The sequence below is a fragment of the Streptomyces sp. BK340 genome (genome assembly GCF_007827595.1).
GTDB lineage: Bacteria > Actinomycetota > Actinomycetes > Streptomycetales > Streptomycetaceae > Streptomyces.
In genome coordinates this window covers 41,162-55,318 of the sequence record NZ_VISR01000010.1, presented here as the reverse complement: position 1 = coordinate 55,318, position 14,157 = coordinate 41,162, and the positions used below count along the sequence as shown (strand labels likewise).

The window sequence follows — 14,157 nt, the reverse complement described above, 5'->3', positions numbered from 1 at the left end:
CGGTGTCACTCGGCGGCGGGCGCGGTCACCACGGAGAGGGTGCCGTCGAGGTACGCCGTGCGGGTGGCGCGGCGCTGGATCTTCCCGCTGGAGGTCTTGGGGATGGTGCCGGGCTGGACCAGGACGATGTCGCGCAGGGACAGGCCGTGGGCCTCGCCGGTCGTGCTGCGGATCAGGTCGGTGATCTTCTCGGACTCGCCGGCGTCGTCCGGGGCGATCTCGGCGACGAGGACGGGCTGTTCGCCTTCGCCGGCGGTGTCCACGGAGAACGCGGCGGTGCAGCCGGGGCGCAGGGCCGGGTGGGACAGTTCGGCGGTCAGCTCCAGGTCCTGCGGGTAGTGGTTGCGGCCGTCGATGACGATGAGGTCCTTCAGGCGGCCGGTGACGAAGAGTTCGCCGTCGCGCAGGAGGCCGAGGTCGCCGGTGCGCAGGAACCGGCCCGCACGGCCCGGGAGTTGGGCGCGGAACGTCTCGCGCGTGGCGAGGGCGTTGCGCCAGTAGCCCTTGGCGACACTCGCTCCGCCCACCCAGATCTCGCCGATCTCGCCCTCGGGCAGCTCCTCCTGCCGCTCGGGGTGGACGATCGCCACGCTCACGCCGGGGCCGGGCCGGCCGCAGCCGACGGCTGCCGCGTCGGCCTCGCCGGCGTTGGGGGCGCCGTCGGCGGCGGCGAGCAGCGTCGGCGGGGTGTCCACGGTGCCGCCGGTGACCATCAGGGTGCCCTCGGCCAGGCCGTAGCAGGGGTAGAGGGCCTCACTGCGGAATCCGGCGGGGCGGAAGGTGTCCGCGAAGCGGCGCAGGGTGGCCGGGCGCACCGGCTCGGCCCCGTTGAAGGCGACCTTCCACGAGCTGAGGTCGAGGCCGTCGAGCAGGTCCGGGCCGGCGTGCTTCAGGCACAGCTCGTAGGCGAAGTTGGGTCCGCCGCTGGTGTGCGGGCGGTAGCGGCTGACGGCGGTGAGCCAGCGGGACGGCTGCTGGAGGAAGTGCAGGGGCGAGAAAAGGGTGGCGGTGGCGCCCAGGTACACCGTGTTCAGGACGGGACCGATGAGCCCCATGTCGTGGTAGACCGGCAGCCAGCTGACGAACAGTTCGTGGTCGTGCGCGGCGAGCACCTCGGGGGTGTGGCCCATGCGCTCGGTGATGACCCGCTCGTTGTCCATCAGGTTGCCGTGGGTGACGACGACGCCGCGCGGGGCCGAGGTGGAACCCGAGGTGTACTGGAGGAACGCCACGGAATCCGCGGTGAGTTCGGGTTCGCGCCAGGCGGCGGCCGCGTCGTCGGGTATGTCCTCGGTGGCCAGCCGGGCTATCGCGTCGAGTTCGGGCAGGTGTGCGGCCATGCCGTCGAGCGCGGTGATCACGTCCCGGCCGCCCAGGATGACCTTGGCGTCCGCGTCGGCCATCAGGCGCTTCATCCGGGTCAGCGCACGGTGGTTCTGGGAGCGGCCCTGCGGGGGCACGCCGGGTACGGCCACCACACCGGCCGACAGACAGCCCAGGTAGGCGGAGATGAACTCCAGGCCGGGCGGGTACAGCAGCATGGCACGCGAGCCGGCCAGTCCGCGTTCCTGCAGCCGGGCGGCGACGGCACGGGAGCGGGTGGCCAGCCGGCCGTAGGTGAGTTCCTGGATCTCTCCGTCGCAGTCACCGGTGACGAGGTGGCGGTAGGCGGTGCGCTCCGGATGGTTCGAGGCGTGCGCGGTCACAAGATCGACCAGGGAACTTGCCATGGGACGAGTCTCACCTGTCTGAAATAGGTGGTGTGCAGAGATAGGAGTTTGGGCGTCGCGCCATGCGGACGCACGGGATCGGGCCGATCCGGCCTCATTGCCGGATCGTTGGACGCGACCCCTCGCACAGGGCACCGTGGGTCGGACGGCGCCGCGTGATCCCCCCGCAGCAGAACGCTACCGGCGAGTAGCACCATAGCAGTCCGAATGACCGACATGTCGAACACATGTAAACGCTGCGTGTCCAAGCGAGTTGGCCGAACTGACGGACCGTGACGAAAGCGTGAACAGGCCATGGGAGCACGGCCCGGCACGCATCTCGTGACACTTGTCACGCTCCGCGCGGGAACCACTACGCAACGTTAGTAAAAATCATGCTATTACAGCACATGCCGGACAGGTGATTCCGCCCTATCGTTCTGTCATGGAGCACGCACTGAGTCCCGCAACCCTCGCCGAACTGCGGCGCCCGCGTCCCTACCCCGCGGTGTCCGTGCTGACGCCGACACACCGCCGCGAACCCGAGAACGGCCAGGACCCGGTCCGGCTGCGCAATGTGGTGGCCGAGGCCAGGAAACGGCTGGAATCCGACCCCTCGGTCTCCCGGGAGCGGCGCGCCGACGTCGTGGCACAGCTCGACCGCGCACTGACGGAGGTGGACCTGGCGCACGCCGAGGACGGCCTGGTGATCTTCGCAGCCCCGGGTGAGCACCAGGTCTGGTCGCTGGCCCGCACCGTCCCCGAGCGGGTGGTGTTCTCGGACACCTTCCTCACCCGCAACCTGGTCTCCGCGCAGGCCGCCGAGCGGCCCTTCTGGGTACTGTCGCTCGCCGCCGACCGTGTGACCCTGTGGAGCGGCGGCCCCGACCGGGTGTTCGAGGAGCATTCCGGCGGCTTCCCGCTGATCCACATCCGGGAGAACTTCGACGCCGAGCGCCGGGAGCAGATCGGCGACGTGCCGAGCATCTACGCCGACGAGGGCACGCGCCAGTTCCTGCGCGAGGTCGACACCGCCCTGAGCACGGTGCTGCGCGACCAGCCCCGTCCGGTGTACGTCACCGGCGAGCAGGCGGCCCTGTCCCTGCTGGACGAGGTCGGCAGCGCCGCCAAGGCCGCCGTACAGATCCCGCACGGCGGGCTCGCCCACGCCGGCCCGGAGGCCGTGTGGCAGGCCCTGAGGCCGGTCCTGGAGGCGGAGGCCCGCAAGGACGCCTCGTCCGTCGTCCGGGAACTGACCGCGGCACGCGGGCGCAAGACCTTCGCGGCCGGGGTCGACGAGCTCTGGCAGAACGCCCGGGACGGCCGCGTCAGGCTCCTCGCGGTCGAGGAGAACTACCGTGTGACCGTCCGCGACCGGGGCGACCACCTCGTGCCGGCCGAGCCCGGGGATCTGGACTCGCGCGACGACATCGTGGACGAGATCGTGGAGCAGTGTCTGGAGACCGGCGCCGACGTGCGCTTCGTCCCCGACGGCACGCTGGGCGACGCCAACGGGATCGCGGGGATTCTGCGGTACTGAGGCCCACCTCGGCAGCGGCACCGAGACAGTCGACGGGCGGCGGCACCGAGGCTCCCTCGGGGCCGCTGCGCCGAGCCGCGCTCCCCGGGCAGCGCTCCCCCCGCGGCGTACGCTACGGCGTGATCGTCGGCGAGAGGGAGCGCGCACATGGGTGACCTGCTGGGTGTGGCCGTACTGGGTGCCGGACACATGGGAGCCGACCACATTCGACGCCTCGACAAGGTGGTGAGCGGCGCCAGGGTGGCGGCCGTGGCCGATCCCGATCTCGACCGGGCGAAGGAAGCCGTGGCCGGCCTGGACGGCGTCACCGTGCACACGGACCCGTTGGCCGCCCTTCAGGCGCCCGGCGTGGCGGCCGTGCTCGTCGCCTCCCCCGGCCCCGCGCACGAGGAGGCGCTCCTCGCGGCCTTCGAACGCGGCCTGCCCGTGCTGTGCGAGAAGCCCATGGTGCCAGACACCACAGGTGCACTCCGCGTGCTGGAGGCCGAGGCGCGGCTCGGCCGCCGGCTGGCCCAGATCGGCTTCATGCGACGCTACGACGCCGAGTACCGGCGGCTGAAGACGCTGCTGGACGGGGGCAGCCTGGGCCGGCCGCTGATGCTGCACTGCGTCCACCGCAACGTCTCCTCCCCGCCCGGCTTCACCAGCGCCATGCTGATCAACAGCTCCGTCGCGCACGAGATCGACGCGGCCCGCTGGCTGCTCGGGCAGGAGCTGACCGCGGTCACCGTGCTGCGCCCGGCGTCCTCGGCGGGCGCGCCCGAGGGCCTGGTCGACCCGCAGTTCGTGCTGTTCGAGACCGAGCACGGCGCCCTGGTCGACGTGGAGGTCTTCGTCAACTGCGGCTTCGGCTACCAGGTGCGGTGCGAGGCCGTGTGCGAGGCGGGCAGCGCCCGGATCGGCGACGAGCACACCATGCTGGTCACCCGCCGGGGCAGCGCTACCGAGGAGGTGGCGCAGGACTACCTGGTCCGCTTCGCCGACGCCTACGACCGCGAGGTGCAGGCGTGGGTCGACGCCACACGGCGCGGCGAGGTCAGCGGCCCGAGCGTCTGGGACGGCTACGCGGCCTCCGCCGTCGCGGAGGCGGGGGTCCGGGCGCTGGAGACCCGCGGCCGGGTGGCCGTCGGGCTCGCGCCGCGCCCGGACCTGTACGCCGAGGTCAGCCGCTGACGCTCGCGGCGCCGGTCTCCAGGTGCCCGGTGAACCGGCGCGACCAGGTCGCGTCGGAGTCGACGGTCACCGTGAAGTCGTACCAGCCGTTCTGGTACGCGACGGCGTTGAAGTAGTCCTCCGCCGAGGCTCCCGCCGCGACGGTGTGGGTCCAGGGCCCGTCGGTGCGGTAGTGGTTGGAGGTGATGGTGAACTTCACCGAGGAGGCCCCCGAGTTGGTCATCTTGAAGTAGACGGCCAGCCTGCCCGTGCCCGGCTCCACGGCGTAACGGGTGCTCACCTCGGCCGACTTGCCCGCCTTGGTGGCGTCCCCCTTGAAGCGGCGCAGGAAGCGGTTGGGGCCGGCCATGGTCAGGTCGTACTTGCCGCCGCCGAAACCCGTGCCGATGTTGAAGGAGTCGGAGGCGGTGCCGCCCGCGTCGACCGTGTACTGGTAGGGCGTGGTGTCGCGGTAGGCGTTGGGGTGGATGGAGAAGTGCGCCGCCCTGGCCGCCGGACCGCCCTGGTTGGTCATGGTGAACCAGGCGAGGACCTTGCCGGCGGCCCCGAACTCCAGATGGTCCAGGTGTCCGCCCGGCTGGTACGGCAGCGCGCGGGCCGGGCGGGTGCCGGACTCCTGGGCGGGCAGGGCGTTGTCGGTCGGCACCGGGTTGGGCAGCGGACCGCAGGTGGCCATGCCGATGACGCTCGTCGCGGGCAGTGCGACGGGGCCGTGGACCGGGTTGGCGAAGTCGAAGACACCGGTCAGGTCACCGCTCACCCTGCGCCGCCAGTCGCTGATGTTGGGGCACTTGGCGGGCTTGCCCATCGCCGCCGTCCAGGTCTCCAGGAACCGGAGCACCGAGGTGTGCTCGAAGACCTCGGAGGAGACCCACCCTCCGCGCGTCCAGGGCGAGATGACGAGCATCGGGACGCGGAAGCCGAAGCCGTACGGCACCCCGTTGAGGAACTCACCCGCGGTACCGGCCGGCGGTGCCGGGGGCGGGACGTGGTCGAAGTAGCCGTCGTTCTCGTCGTAGTTGAGGAACAGGACGGTGGAGTCGAACACGTCCTGGTCGGCGGCGAGGGCCCGGTAGACGAGGTCGATGAAGTGGGCGCCGTCGCCGGGCGGGGCGTACGGGTGCTCGGAGAAGGCCTGGTTGGGGACCACCCAGGAGACCTGCGGGAGAGTGCCCGCGAGTACGTCGGCCTTGATGGCGGCGGCGATGTCGTCCGGGGTCGAGCCGGTGACCTTCGGGACGGAGGACATGCCGCGGTCGTGCAGCGGGTCGCCCGCCTTGGCGTTGGTGAAGTTCTTGAAGTAGGCGCAGCCGTTGTCGCCGTAGTTGTCCGCCGCGTTCTGGTAGACCTTCCAGGTCACCCCGGCGGCCTGCAGCGCCTCGGCGTAGTTCTGCCAGGTCAGGCCCGACTCGTCACCGCCGTCGTAGCTGGAGGAGTCGACCTTGCCGCTCCACAGGTAGGTGCGGTTGGGGCCGGTCGCGCTGAGGGTGGAGCAGAAGTAGGCGTCGCAGATCGTGTAGTTGTCGGCGAGCGCGTAGTGGAACGGGATGTCGGAGCGGTCCAGGTAGCCCAGCGAGCGGACGTTGCCGACGCCCGAGACCCAGTTGTCGAGGCGGCCCTTGTTCCACGCGGAGTGCTGCGAGGACCAGGAGTGCGGCAGGTCGCCGTTGCACTGGGCGAGGGTCTCGCCGTCCTTGCCGCCCGCGGCCGGGGTCGCGCTGAGCTTCCACGGGTACTGGCGGCCCGTTCCGTTCGGCTGGTTGAAGACCGGGTAGCCGCCGCTCAGCGTGATGCCGCTGCGGTCGTCGAAGCCGCGGACACCTTTCAGGCGCCCGAAGTAGTGGTCGAAGCTGCGGTTCTCCTGCATGAGGATGACCACGTGCTGCACGTCCTTGATCGTGCCGGTCGCGGCGGTCGCTGCCGCGGCCGTGATGGGGGTACCTCCCAGCGCGAGCGCATTCGCGCTCTGGGGGAGGGTGCCGGCGCCCAGTGCCACGCCTGCCGCCACGGATGCGCCGAGTCCCACGAAGCCTCTTCGGCTGATCGTTGTCATTCGCCCCGTCCTCGTCAGCGGAGTGCCCCTGCGGCACACCGCGCGCCAGGGTGCACGCGGTGATCGTCGAGGTCCACAGCCGTGCGGTGAGGCATGAGTGAATAAAGGTCAAAGTCGCGGCACCGACCCGTGCAGGAGCTCACACACCGCCGAAAAGGCTGCTCAGACCGCGTTCCACGACCGCCCCGACGTCCTCCTGCCCGGCCGGCACCACGGTGTAGGTGTGCAGCAGGAAGCGGCGCAGCGCCGAGGTGGGAAACTGGAGCAGGGCGAGGCCGCACGGCGAATGGAGTTCGAGGACCGTCCGGGTGCGGCCGTACGGCCAGATCTGTACGTCCCCGTGTCCGGCCGGGGCCCGCAGACCCTGGTCCAGCAGGGAGCGGGCGAAGGTCCAGGTGACGTCGTCGCCCGCCAGGGTGGCCTCGGGCGGGAAGTCCACGAAGACGGCCAGCGGATCGTCCGCCGCGTAGCGCAGGAGCGCGTACACCGGGACCTCCCGGTCCTCGGCGGTGATGAGGCGGGCGTGGGCGGGCTGCTCGACGAAGGTGTCCATGCCATTAAGGAGTCCGGGAAGGCCCGTCACAGGACGTCAAATCCAGACAGAGTTGGTGCGAATCTGGCAGTCGGCGCCATCATGGAACATCCGAGCGTCGAACAGGCGGCCGGGCACGCCAACGGGGCTCTCCGCTATGAGTCAAGTCCCGTAGGGCTCCTACGACTTGAACCGGCCCGCACGTACGCCATCCGTATCCTCGGATCAGCCCGGGAAGACTCTGGCATATGCCGGAAGCACCACCGTATCGTGTGTTGCCAAATCCCTTACAGGGCGTCGCGGGCTGTGCAACAGTCGTAACGGTCCCTCCGTCCCCCTTGGCCGTACCATCCCCCTCCGGAGTGCGTCATGCCGTCCCCAGTCTCCGCGGACCCCTCAGCCGCCCAACCGCCCGGGCGCGGCTCGGTCGAGGCGTTGATCACCCAGGCGCGGCGGCTCAAGGGCGACATGGACGCCGTACGGCGGGACGTGCAGAGCGTCGGATCGGACCCGGAGGAACGCTGGCAGCGGGCGCTGTACGACCTCGCACTGCACCAGCTCGACGACCTGGACGCCCACTTGGCACAGCTGCGGGACGGCCCGGAGCCCGCCCCGGCGGACGGTCCGGCCGACACACTTGTCGTCCGGCCGACGGCCACCGCCGGCGCCCCGCGCGCCTCGCTGCTCAGCCGTGTCGGCAGCGCGGAGTGGAACCTGCTGACGGACGAGGCGAGTTGGTCCGGGGAGCTGTACCAGATCCTGGGTCTCGACCCGGCCGGTCCCGCCCTCACCCTGGACGAGCTGCCATCCCTGGTCCTGGAGGAGGACCGGGCGGCGCTGACCCGGATGGTGACGGACTGCCTGGTCGACGCCAGGCCGATCGACGGCGAGTTCCGTGTCGTACGGCCCGACGCCACCGTGCGGACCGTGCACATGATGGGCGAGCCCGTGCTCGGCGGCGACGGCGGCACCGCCTCGATGTGGGCCGTGCTGCGTGACGTCAGTGAACTGCGCCGCAGCCAGCTGACGGTGCGCGAGACCCGTGACTCGCTCCAGCACCACCAGCGGCAGGCGCAGACCGAGCAGCGGCTCGCGGTCGAGCTGCAGGAAGCCGTGCTGCCCCCATGGCGCGGCTCCCTGCGGCTCCCGCACCAGGGACCGCGGACCCTCGACCTCGCCGCCCACTATCTGCCGGCCGCCACGAACTCCCTGATCGGTGGCGACTGGTACGACGCGCTGGAGCTGTCCGACGGCGCGACCCTGCTCAGCGTCGGCGATCTCACCGGGCACGGCGTCGCCGTCACCTCGGGCATGGCGATGCTGCTGGGTGCCGTACGCGGCATGGCCATGGCTGGCACGCAGCCCGGCCCCCTGCTGGCCATGCTCAACCAGTTACTCGACGCCACCGTGCAGCCCGCCCTCGGCAGCGCCGTGTGCTGCCACTACCGCCCCGAGACCCGCACCCTGGTGTGGGCACAGGCAGGACACCCCGCCCCGCTGCTGTACCGCGGCGGGACGGGGCGCATGCTGAACGCACCGGACGGCGTCCTGCTCGGCGCCACCACGGGCGCCACCTACGGGCAGGCCGAAGTGCCCCTGGAGCCCGGCGACCTCCTCCTGCTGCACACCGACGGACTGGTGTCCGGGCACGGCGGCGCCACAGCCGTGGACCGCCTGCTCGACCTCGCCCCACGCTTCGGCGCGGCGCGTACCGCGCAGGAGTGCGTGCGGACGGTGGTGGAGGAGTTCGGCGGAGCCGAGCGCGAGGACGACGCGTGTGTGCTCGTCGCCAAGGTCACCTCATGAGCCGACCGGTCTGACGCTCCGGACCTGATCTCAAGCTGATCCGAACCTGATCAGCCGGCCTTCTGGCGCTCTGGAGAAGAAACGGCGTACCGCCCTTACGCCTGTGCGCTGTTGTCCGCCCTGCCCTTCGGCTTCGGCAGGACGAGCCTGATCTCCTCCCGCAGTGCGTGGATCTTCGGGTAGCCGGAGTACTCGGCGGTGAGCCGGTACATCTGCCGCAGTCGGTCCCAGGTGCGGCGCGAGGAGTTCGAGCCCATCGACATCAGGGCCAGCCGTGCGTAGCGGTCGGCCTGTTCCGGGTCGTCGGCGATGAAGCAGGCCGAGGCCATGGAGAGATGGTCGAAGATCTTCGACCGCTCCCGCCCGTCGACACGCAGGGCCAGGGCCTTCTCCGCGTAGTACTGCGCGTGCGCGGCCGCACCGGGGTCGAACTCCGCGAGGGTGCGGTAGGCGAGGGCCTGCATGCCGTACAGATCCTCGTCCTTGAAGGTCTGCATCCAGTCCGGCGGTTCCAGGTCCTGCCGGTCGGAGATGAAGAGGTCCTCCGCCTGTCCGAGCGTGCGGCGCATCGCCTGGCCCTTGCCCATGGACGCCTGTGCCCAGGCCTCGATGGTGTGGAACATGGCCTTCGTACGCGGCTGCAGCCGCTCCCCCGCACCGGACTGGGCGAGCTTCATCAGGTCCAGCGCGTCGTCGGGCCGGCCGAGGTGCACCATCTGCCGGGCCGCCCGGGACAGGGCCTCCCCGGCGCGCGGCCGGTCCCCGCCCTCGCGGGCGGCGTGGGCGGCGATGACGAAGTACTTCTGAGCCGTGGGCTCCAGGCCGACGTCGTGCGACATCCAGCCCGCGAGGACGGCGAGGTTGGCGGCGACGCCCCACAGGCGCCGCTGGAGATGGGGTGGGTGGTGGTAGGCGAGCATGCCGCCCACCTCGTTGAGCTGGCCCACGACCGCCTTGCGCTGGAGCCCGCCGCCTCTGGCGGCGTCCCAGGCACGGAACACCTCGACCGAACGCTCCAGTTCCTCGATCTCCTGCGACCCGATGGGGGCGGCCTCGTAGCGGTCGAACCCAGCGGGGTCGGCGTGCAGGGGATCGTCGAGGACAGGGGCGTCGGCCTTCAGCGTGGGGTCGGCGTGCAGCCAGTCGTACATGGCGCTGCTGAGTGTGGATCCCGCGGCGAGCGCGGCACCCGCGCCCACCAAGCCGCGTCGGTTGAGCATGAGGTCCATTCCCGTGAATTCGGTGAGGACCGCGGCGGTCCGTTCGGGCGCCCACGGCACTCCGTCGGGATGTTCCGCATTCCCGTCGCCCTGCCGTTTTCCCGTACGCCCGTGCCGCACCAGACCGAGGTCCTCGATGGTCACGACACGGCCGAGACGCTCGGTGAACAGGGCCGCCAGCACCCGCGGTACGGGATCGCGCGGGATCTCTCCCATGTCGATCCACCGCCGCACCCGGGAGGTGTCGGTCGAAAGCTGGGGGTGGCCCATGGCCGCCGCCTGCTTGTTGACCAGCCTCGCGAGTTCGCCCTTGGACCAGCCGGCCAGGCCGAACAGGTCCGATAGGCGGGTGTTGGGTTGTCCGCTCACGTCAAGCCCCCAGGTTCTCGGCTGAGTTGACAGTAGCTCCGTGGAGGTTGCCGGGCGACTATTCGCCACGGTTCGCCAGGGTGCGCCAGATGGTGTGCCACTGGGCATCGGGTGTCAGGTAGGAAAGCGCCACCCCGACCCGGTCGCCCTCCCAGTGACGGGTGCATTCCCCAGGGTGTACCCGGGCGACCGGGACGGGTGGGCGTATGAACTCGAAGCACCCGCACTGCGTATCCACTTCGCACAGGGGTTTCGAGCATGGATGTACAGGCAGGCACCGCAGGCACACGAAGGGATCTGTATCTCCCATGTACGCAGCATCGTCCTCCGTGTCCGCTCCGCCCCGGCCACTGCGTCCCCGCCCGGCGGGCGGCGGGCCGTTCCTCGACCCGGCGGCGCGGCCGGCAGCACCCGTGCTGGGCGCGGGCCGACCGCGACGCGTTCCGGGGCAGCCCGGATCCCAGCCGCTCAGCGGGCGACTCGACCTGTCCGGACCCCAGGGCGCGCAGTTGCGCACGGCGATCGCCTCGGTGCACCGGATCTGTCCGGAGTTCGCTCCGGTGCAGGTGCTGCGCCGCAGCGGACGCTCCGTCCTTCTGGTCGGGACGACCGGACGCAGCACGGCCGTGGCCAAGTGTCTCCTCGACCAATCGCCCGCCTGGGCGGAGCGGATCCGCCACGAAATAGCCGCATACCGCTCATTCGTCCGGCACCGCCCCCCGGTGCGGGCGCCGAGACTGATCGCAGCGGATCCGGACAACTGCACGCTGGTGATCGAGCGCATGGCCGGCCGGGTGGCGGCGCTCCAGCGGCATCCGTTGGAGGCTCCGCCCCGGCCGGACATCCGGGCGGCGCTCGGCGCGATCTGCCGGCTGAACGCCTGGCGTCCCCCGGCGGGCACCTTCGACGCCCCCCTGGACTACGCGGCCCGCATCGCCCGGTACCACGAACTGGGCCTGCTGACCGACCGGGACCTGGGGGACCTGCAGAAGCTGCTGCACGGCATCGCGCACGCGGCGGGCCGCCAGGGGATGGGCCAGTTCTGCCACGGCGACGCCCTGCTCTCGAACATCCTGCTCTCACCGGCCGGTCCAGTGCTGGTGGACTGGGAGCACGCGGGCTGGTATCTGCCGGGGTACGACCTGGCGACGCTGTGGATGGTCCTCGGGGACGCGCCGGTGGCGCGGCGTCAGATCAGCCAGATCGCCCAGTCGGCGGGGCCGGCCTCCAGGGACGCCTTCCTGGTGAACCTGATGCTCCTGCTGACGAGGGAGATCCGTACGTACGAGACGGCCGTGCAGCGTTCGATGCACGATACGGCCCCGGCGGCACCGGGTACGGCCCACCCGGGTGCTGCGCCGTCCGGCGAGGAACAGCGGCTGCTGCTCAGGCGGCTGCACGACGACTGCCAGCTGGCCCGCCGGGCCGTGCGCGCGGCGGTCGGCACTCGCTGACGGGGACGACGGCTCCGCGGTGCGCCCAGAGCGGCGGCGCACCGCGGACCTTCGTGTGTTCGGGCCCTTCGTACGCAGGGGCCCTTCACATGTACGGCCCAAGGATCTGCCCAGGACAGGGCCGGCCGCGGGCGATGGTCACTGGTGTACGCCACTGACGCCCCGCAGGCCCGGTGCGCCGCCGCTGCGAAACTCGCCGAAACCCTTCGTGACGTGGGAAATCAGTTATCTGAAGGCATCATTGACGGATCGTCGGCAAGCCGGTACCACTGATCCAGCTCGGAGCCGCACGCCCCGCCGCCCGCCCGTCACAGGAGGCCGCACTTGCGAGGATCCGCCACCGACCCCACGCCCACACCCGGCCACAGACACCTGAGACGAAGCGTCGGTACGCTCGCCTCCGCCGCCCTGCTGCTACCGCTGCTCGGCGCGGCCCCCGCCCCGAGCGCGACGGACTCCTCGGCCGGCCGGCTCCAGCACGCCTTCGCCGACGCGGCCGCCCGGTACCACGTGCCGCGGAGCGTCCTGCTGGCCGTCTCCTATCTGCAGTCCCGCTGGGACTCGCACGCCGGGGCGCCCAGTGTGACCGGCGGCTACGGCCCGATGCACCTCACCGACGCCCGCACCGCGCTCGCCACCACCGAGCACCTCGCCGAGGGCACCGAGGACGCACGCGGCGACAGCGCCCGCCCCGCCCTGCACCGCCACATCAAGGTGCCCGGGAACTCCGCGCTCCCGGCCCGCCTCAGGACGCTGCCCAGGGCGGCCGAGCTGACGGGGCTGCCCGCTGCCGAGCTGCGCACCGACCCGGCCGCCAACATCGCCGGCGGCGCCGCCCTGCTCGCCGCAGCCCAGAAGGAGCTGGGCGAGCCGGCGAGCGCCGACCCGGCCGACTGGTACGGCGCGGTGGCCCGCTTCTCCGGCGCGGACGACACGGCGACCGCGCGCGCGTACGCGAACGATGTGTACGACGTACTGCGGACGGGTGAGCGGCGCACCACGGACGACGGCCAGCGGGTGAGCCTCGCCGCCCGGCCGCACCTCCTCGCCGACACCGCCCAGCTCCGGCGGGCGGGGCTGCGCACGGTCGCGGCGGACGACGTCGAGTGCCCGAACTCGGTGTCCTGCGAGTGGATCCCGGCGCCGTACTCCGAGTTCGGGGACAACGACTACGGCAACCACGACCTCGGCGACCGTCCGGACTCGCAGAGCATCAAGTACATCGTCATCCATGACACGGAGGGCACCTGGGACGGGGTGCTGAATCTGGTCCAGGACCCCACCTACGTGTCCTGGAACTACACCATCCGCTCCACCGACGGTCTGATCGCCCAGCACGTCAAGGCGAAGGACGTGGCCTGGCACGCGGGCAACTGGTACATCAACGCGAAGTCGGTCGGCATCGAGCACGAGGGCTTCCTCGCGGCGCCGGACGCCTGGTACACGGAGGCGATGTACCGGTCCTCGGCGCGCCTGGTGAAGTACCTGTCCCGGAAGTACGGCATCCCGCTGGACCGGCAGCACATCCTGGGCCACGACACCGTGCCCGGCCCGACCGCCTCCACCATCCCCGGGATGCACACGGACCCGGGCCCGTACTGGGACTGGCGGCACTACTTCCAGCTGCTGGGCCACCCCTTCCGGGCCACGGGCGGCAAGTACTCCGACATGGTGACGATCCGCCCGGACTACGCCGACAACGAGCCGGTGTACACGGGCTGCACCACCAAGGGCGAGCCCTGCGCCGTGCACGGGTCCAGCGAGGTGCGGCTGTACTCCGACCACGACGAGAACGCCCCACTGATCAAGGACATCGGTCTGAAGACGGATCCGACCGACGGGGTGAACGATCTGTCCTCGCGGGTCTCCACCGGCCAGCAGTACGCGGTCGCCGACCGCTGGGGCGACTGGACGGCGATCTGGTACCTGGGGCAGAAGGCCTGGTTCGAGAATCCGGCCGGGCAGCCCACGGCGGTGCCGGCCGCCGGTCTCGTCGTCACCCCGAAGGACGGTCTGGCGAGCGTCCCGGTGTACGGCCGCGCGTACCCGGAGAAGGAGGCCTACCCGGCAGGGGTGCCCGCCCAGTCGGTGGTGGCGCTGCCGTACACGCTCCCGGCCGGGCAGAAGTACGTGGTCGGTGACGTGGTGCCGGGCGAGTACTACTACGCGGTCACCTTCACCACCGACTCGCACCGGGTCGTGGTCGGCAAGGACCTGTACTTCGAGATCCAGTACGGCCACCGGGTGGCGTTCGTGCGTGCCGCGGACGTCCGGCTGGAGGGTGCCGCCGGGTAGCCGGGA

At 71.2% G+C, this 14,157-nt stretch carries 9 protein-coding genes; 5 read left to right on the top strand and 4 right to left on the bottom strand.

Annotated elements, in window-relative coordinates; all coding sequences use genetic code 11:
• Positions 1 to 5 precede the first annotated feature (5 nt).
• Complete coding sequence (locus FB157_RS19485) at positions 6 to 1,730, bottom strand: fatty acyl-AMP ligase (protein ID WP_145881444.1); 1,725 nt, start codon at positions 1,728 to 1,730, stop codon at positions 6 to 8.
• A gap of 424 nt (positions 1,731 to 2,154) precedes the next feature.
• Here FB157_RS19485 and FB157_RS19480 point away from each other — a divergent pair, with 424 nt between their 5' ends.
• Both FB157_RS19480 and FB157_RS19475 read left to right on the top strand, forming a co-directional pair.
• Complete coding sequence (locus tag FB157_RS19480; RefSeq protein ID WP_145881442.1) at positions 2,155 to 3,249, top strand: chemotaxis protein; 1,095 nt, start codon at positions 2,155 to 2,157, stop codon at positions 3,247 to 3,249.
• A 147-nt stretch (positions 3,250 to 3,396) separates the two neighbouring features.
• Positions 3,397 to 4,422 (top strand): Gfo/Idh/MocA family protein, encoded by a 1,026-nt coding sequence (locus FB157_RS19475; RefSeq protein ID WP_145881440.1) that lies wholly within the window; start codon positions 3,397 to 3,399, stop codon positions 4,420 to 4,422.
• Here FB157_RS19475 and FB157_RS19470 read toward each other — a convergent pair.
• Positions 4,412 to 6,475: a phosphocholine-specific phospholipase C gene (locus FB157_RS19470; RefSeq protein WP_145881438.1), complete on the bottom strand. Its 2,064-nt coding sequence runs from the start codon at positions 6,473 to 6,475 to the stop codon at positions 4,412 to 4,414. The genes FB157_RS19475 and FB157_RS19470 overlap by 11 nt on opposite strands.
• Before the next feature lie 139 nt (positions 6,476 to 6,614).
• On the bottom strand, positions 6,615 to 7,028 hold the full coding sequence (locus FB157_RS19465; RefSeq protein ID WP_145881437.1) for an SsgA family sporulation/cell division regulator: 414 nt from the start codon (positions 7,026 to 7,028) through the stop codon (positions 6,615 to 6,617).
• A 348-nt stretch (positions 7,029 to 7,376) separates the two neighbouring features.
• Between FB157_RS19465 and FB157_RS19460 the strand changes: the two genes are divergently transcribed.
• Positions 7,377 to 8,813 carry a PP2C family protein-serine/threonine phosphatase gene (locus FB157_RS19460; RefSeq protein WP_145881435.1) on the top strand — a complete coding sequence of 479 codons (1,437 nt, stop codon included), beginning with the start codon at positions 7,377 to 7,379 and terminating at the stop codon, positions 8,811 to 8,813.
• Between the two features lie 95 nt (positions 8,814 to 8,908).
• Here the strand turns inward: FB157_RS19460 and FB157_RS19455 are convergent, their stop codons facing one another.
• Positions 8,909 to 10,402: a hypothetical protein gene (locus FB157_RS19455; RefSeq protein WP_145881434.1), complete on the bottom strand. Its 1,494-nt coding sequence runs from the start codon at positions 10,400 to 10,402 to the stop codon at positions 8,909 to 8,911.
• Positions 10,403 to 10,710: 308 nt separating this feature from the next.
• On the opposite strand from FB157_RS19455, the gene FB157_RS19450 reads away from it, so the two are divergent.
• Both FB157_RS19450 and FB157_RS19445 read left to right on the top strand, forming a co-directional pair.
• Positions 10,711 to 11,856, top strand: a complete 1,146-nt coding sequence (locus FB157_RS19450) for an aminoglycoside phosphotransferase family protein (protein ID WP_145881432.1) — start codon at positions 10,711 to 10,713, stop codon at positions 11,854 to 11,856.
• A 324-nt stretch (positions 11,857 to 12,180) separates the two neighbouring features.
• Positions 12,181 to 14,151: an N-acetylmuramoyl-L-alanine amidase gene (locus tag FB157_RS19445; RefSeq protein ID WP_145881430.1), complete on the top strand. Its 1,971-nt coding sequence runs from the start codon at positions 12,181 to 12,183 to the stop codon at positions 14,149 to 14,151.
• Positions 14,152 to 14,157 lie beyond the last annotated feature (6 nt).

Excerpts from the sequence above, each read along its gene's own strand:
- FB157_RS19485 (WP_145881444.1), bottom strand. The coding sequence starts at position 1,730 with ATGGCAAGTTCCCTGGTCGATCTTGTGACCGCGCACGCCTCGAACCAT.
- FB157_RS19480 (WP_145881442.1), top strand. The coding sequence starts at position 2,155 with ATGGAGCACGCACTGAGTCCCGCAACCCTCGCCGAACTGCGGCGCCCG.
- FB157_RS19475 (WP_145881440.1), top strand. The coding sequence starts at position 3,397 with ATGGGTGACCTGCTGGGTGTGGCCGTACTGGGTGCCGGACACATGGGA.
- FB157_RS19470 (WP_145881438.1), bottom strand. The coding sequence starts at position 6,475 with ATGACAACGATCAGCCGAAGAGGCTTCGTGGGACTCGGCGCATCCGTG.
- FB157_RS19465 (WP_145881437.1), bottom strand. The coding sequence starts at position 7,028 with ATGGACACCTTCGTCGAGCAGCCCGCCCACGCCCGCCTCATCACCGCC.
- FB157_RS19460 (WP_145881435.1), top strand. The coding sequence starts at position 7,377 with ATGCCGTCCCCAGTCTCCGCGGACCCCTCAGCCGCCCAACCGCCCGGG.
- FB157_RS19450 (WP_145881432.1), top strand. The coding sequence starts at position 10,711 with ATGTACGCAGCATCGTCCTCCGTGTCCGCTCCGCCCCGGCCACTGCGT.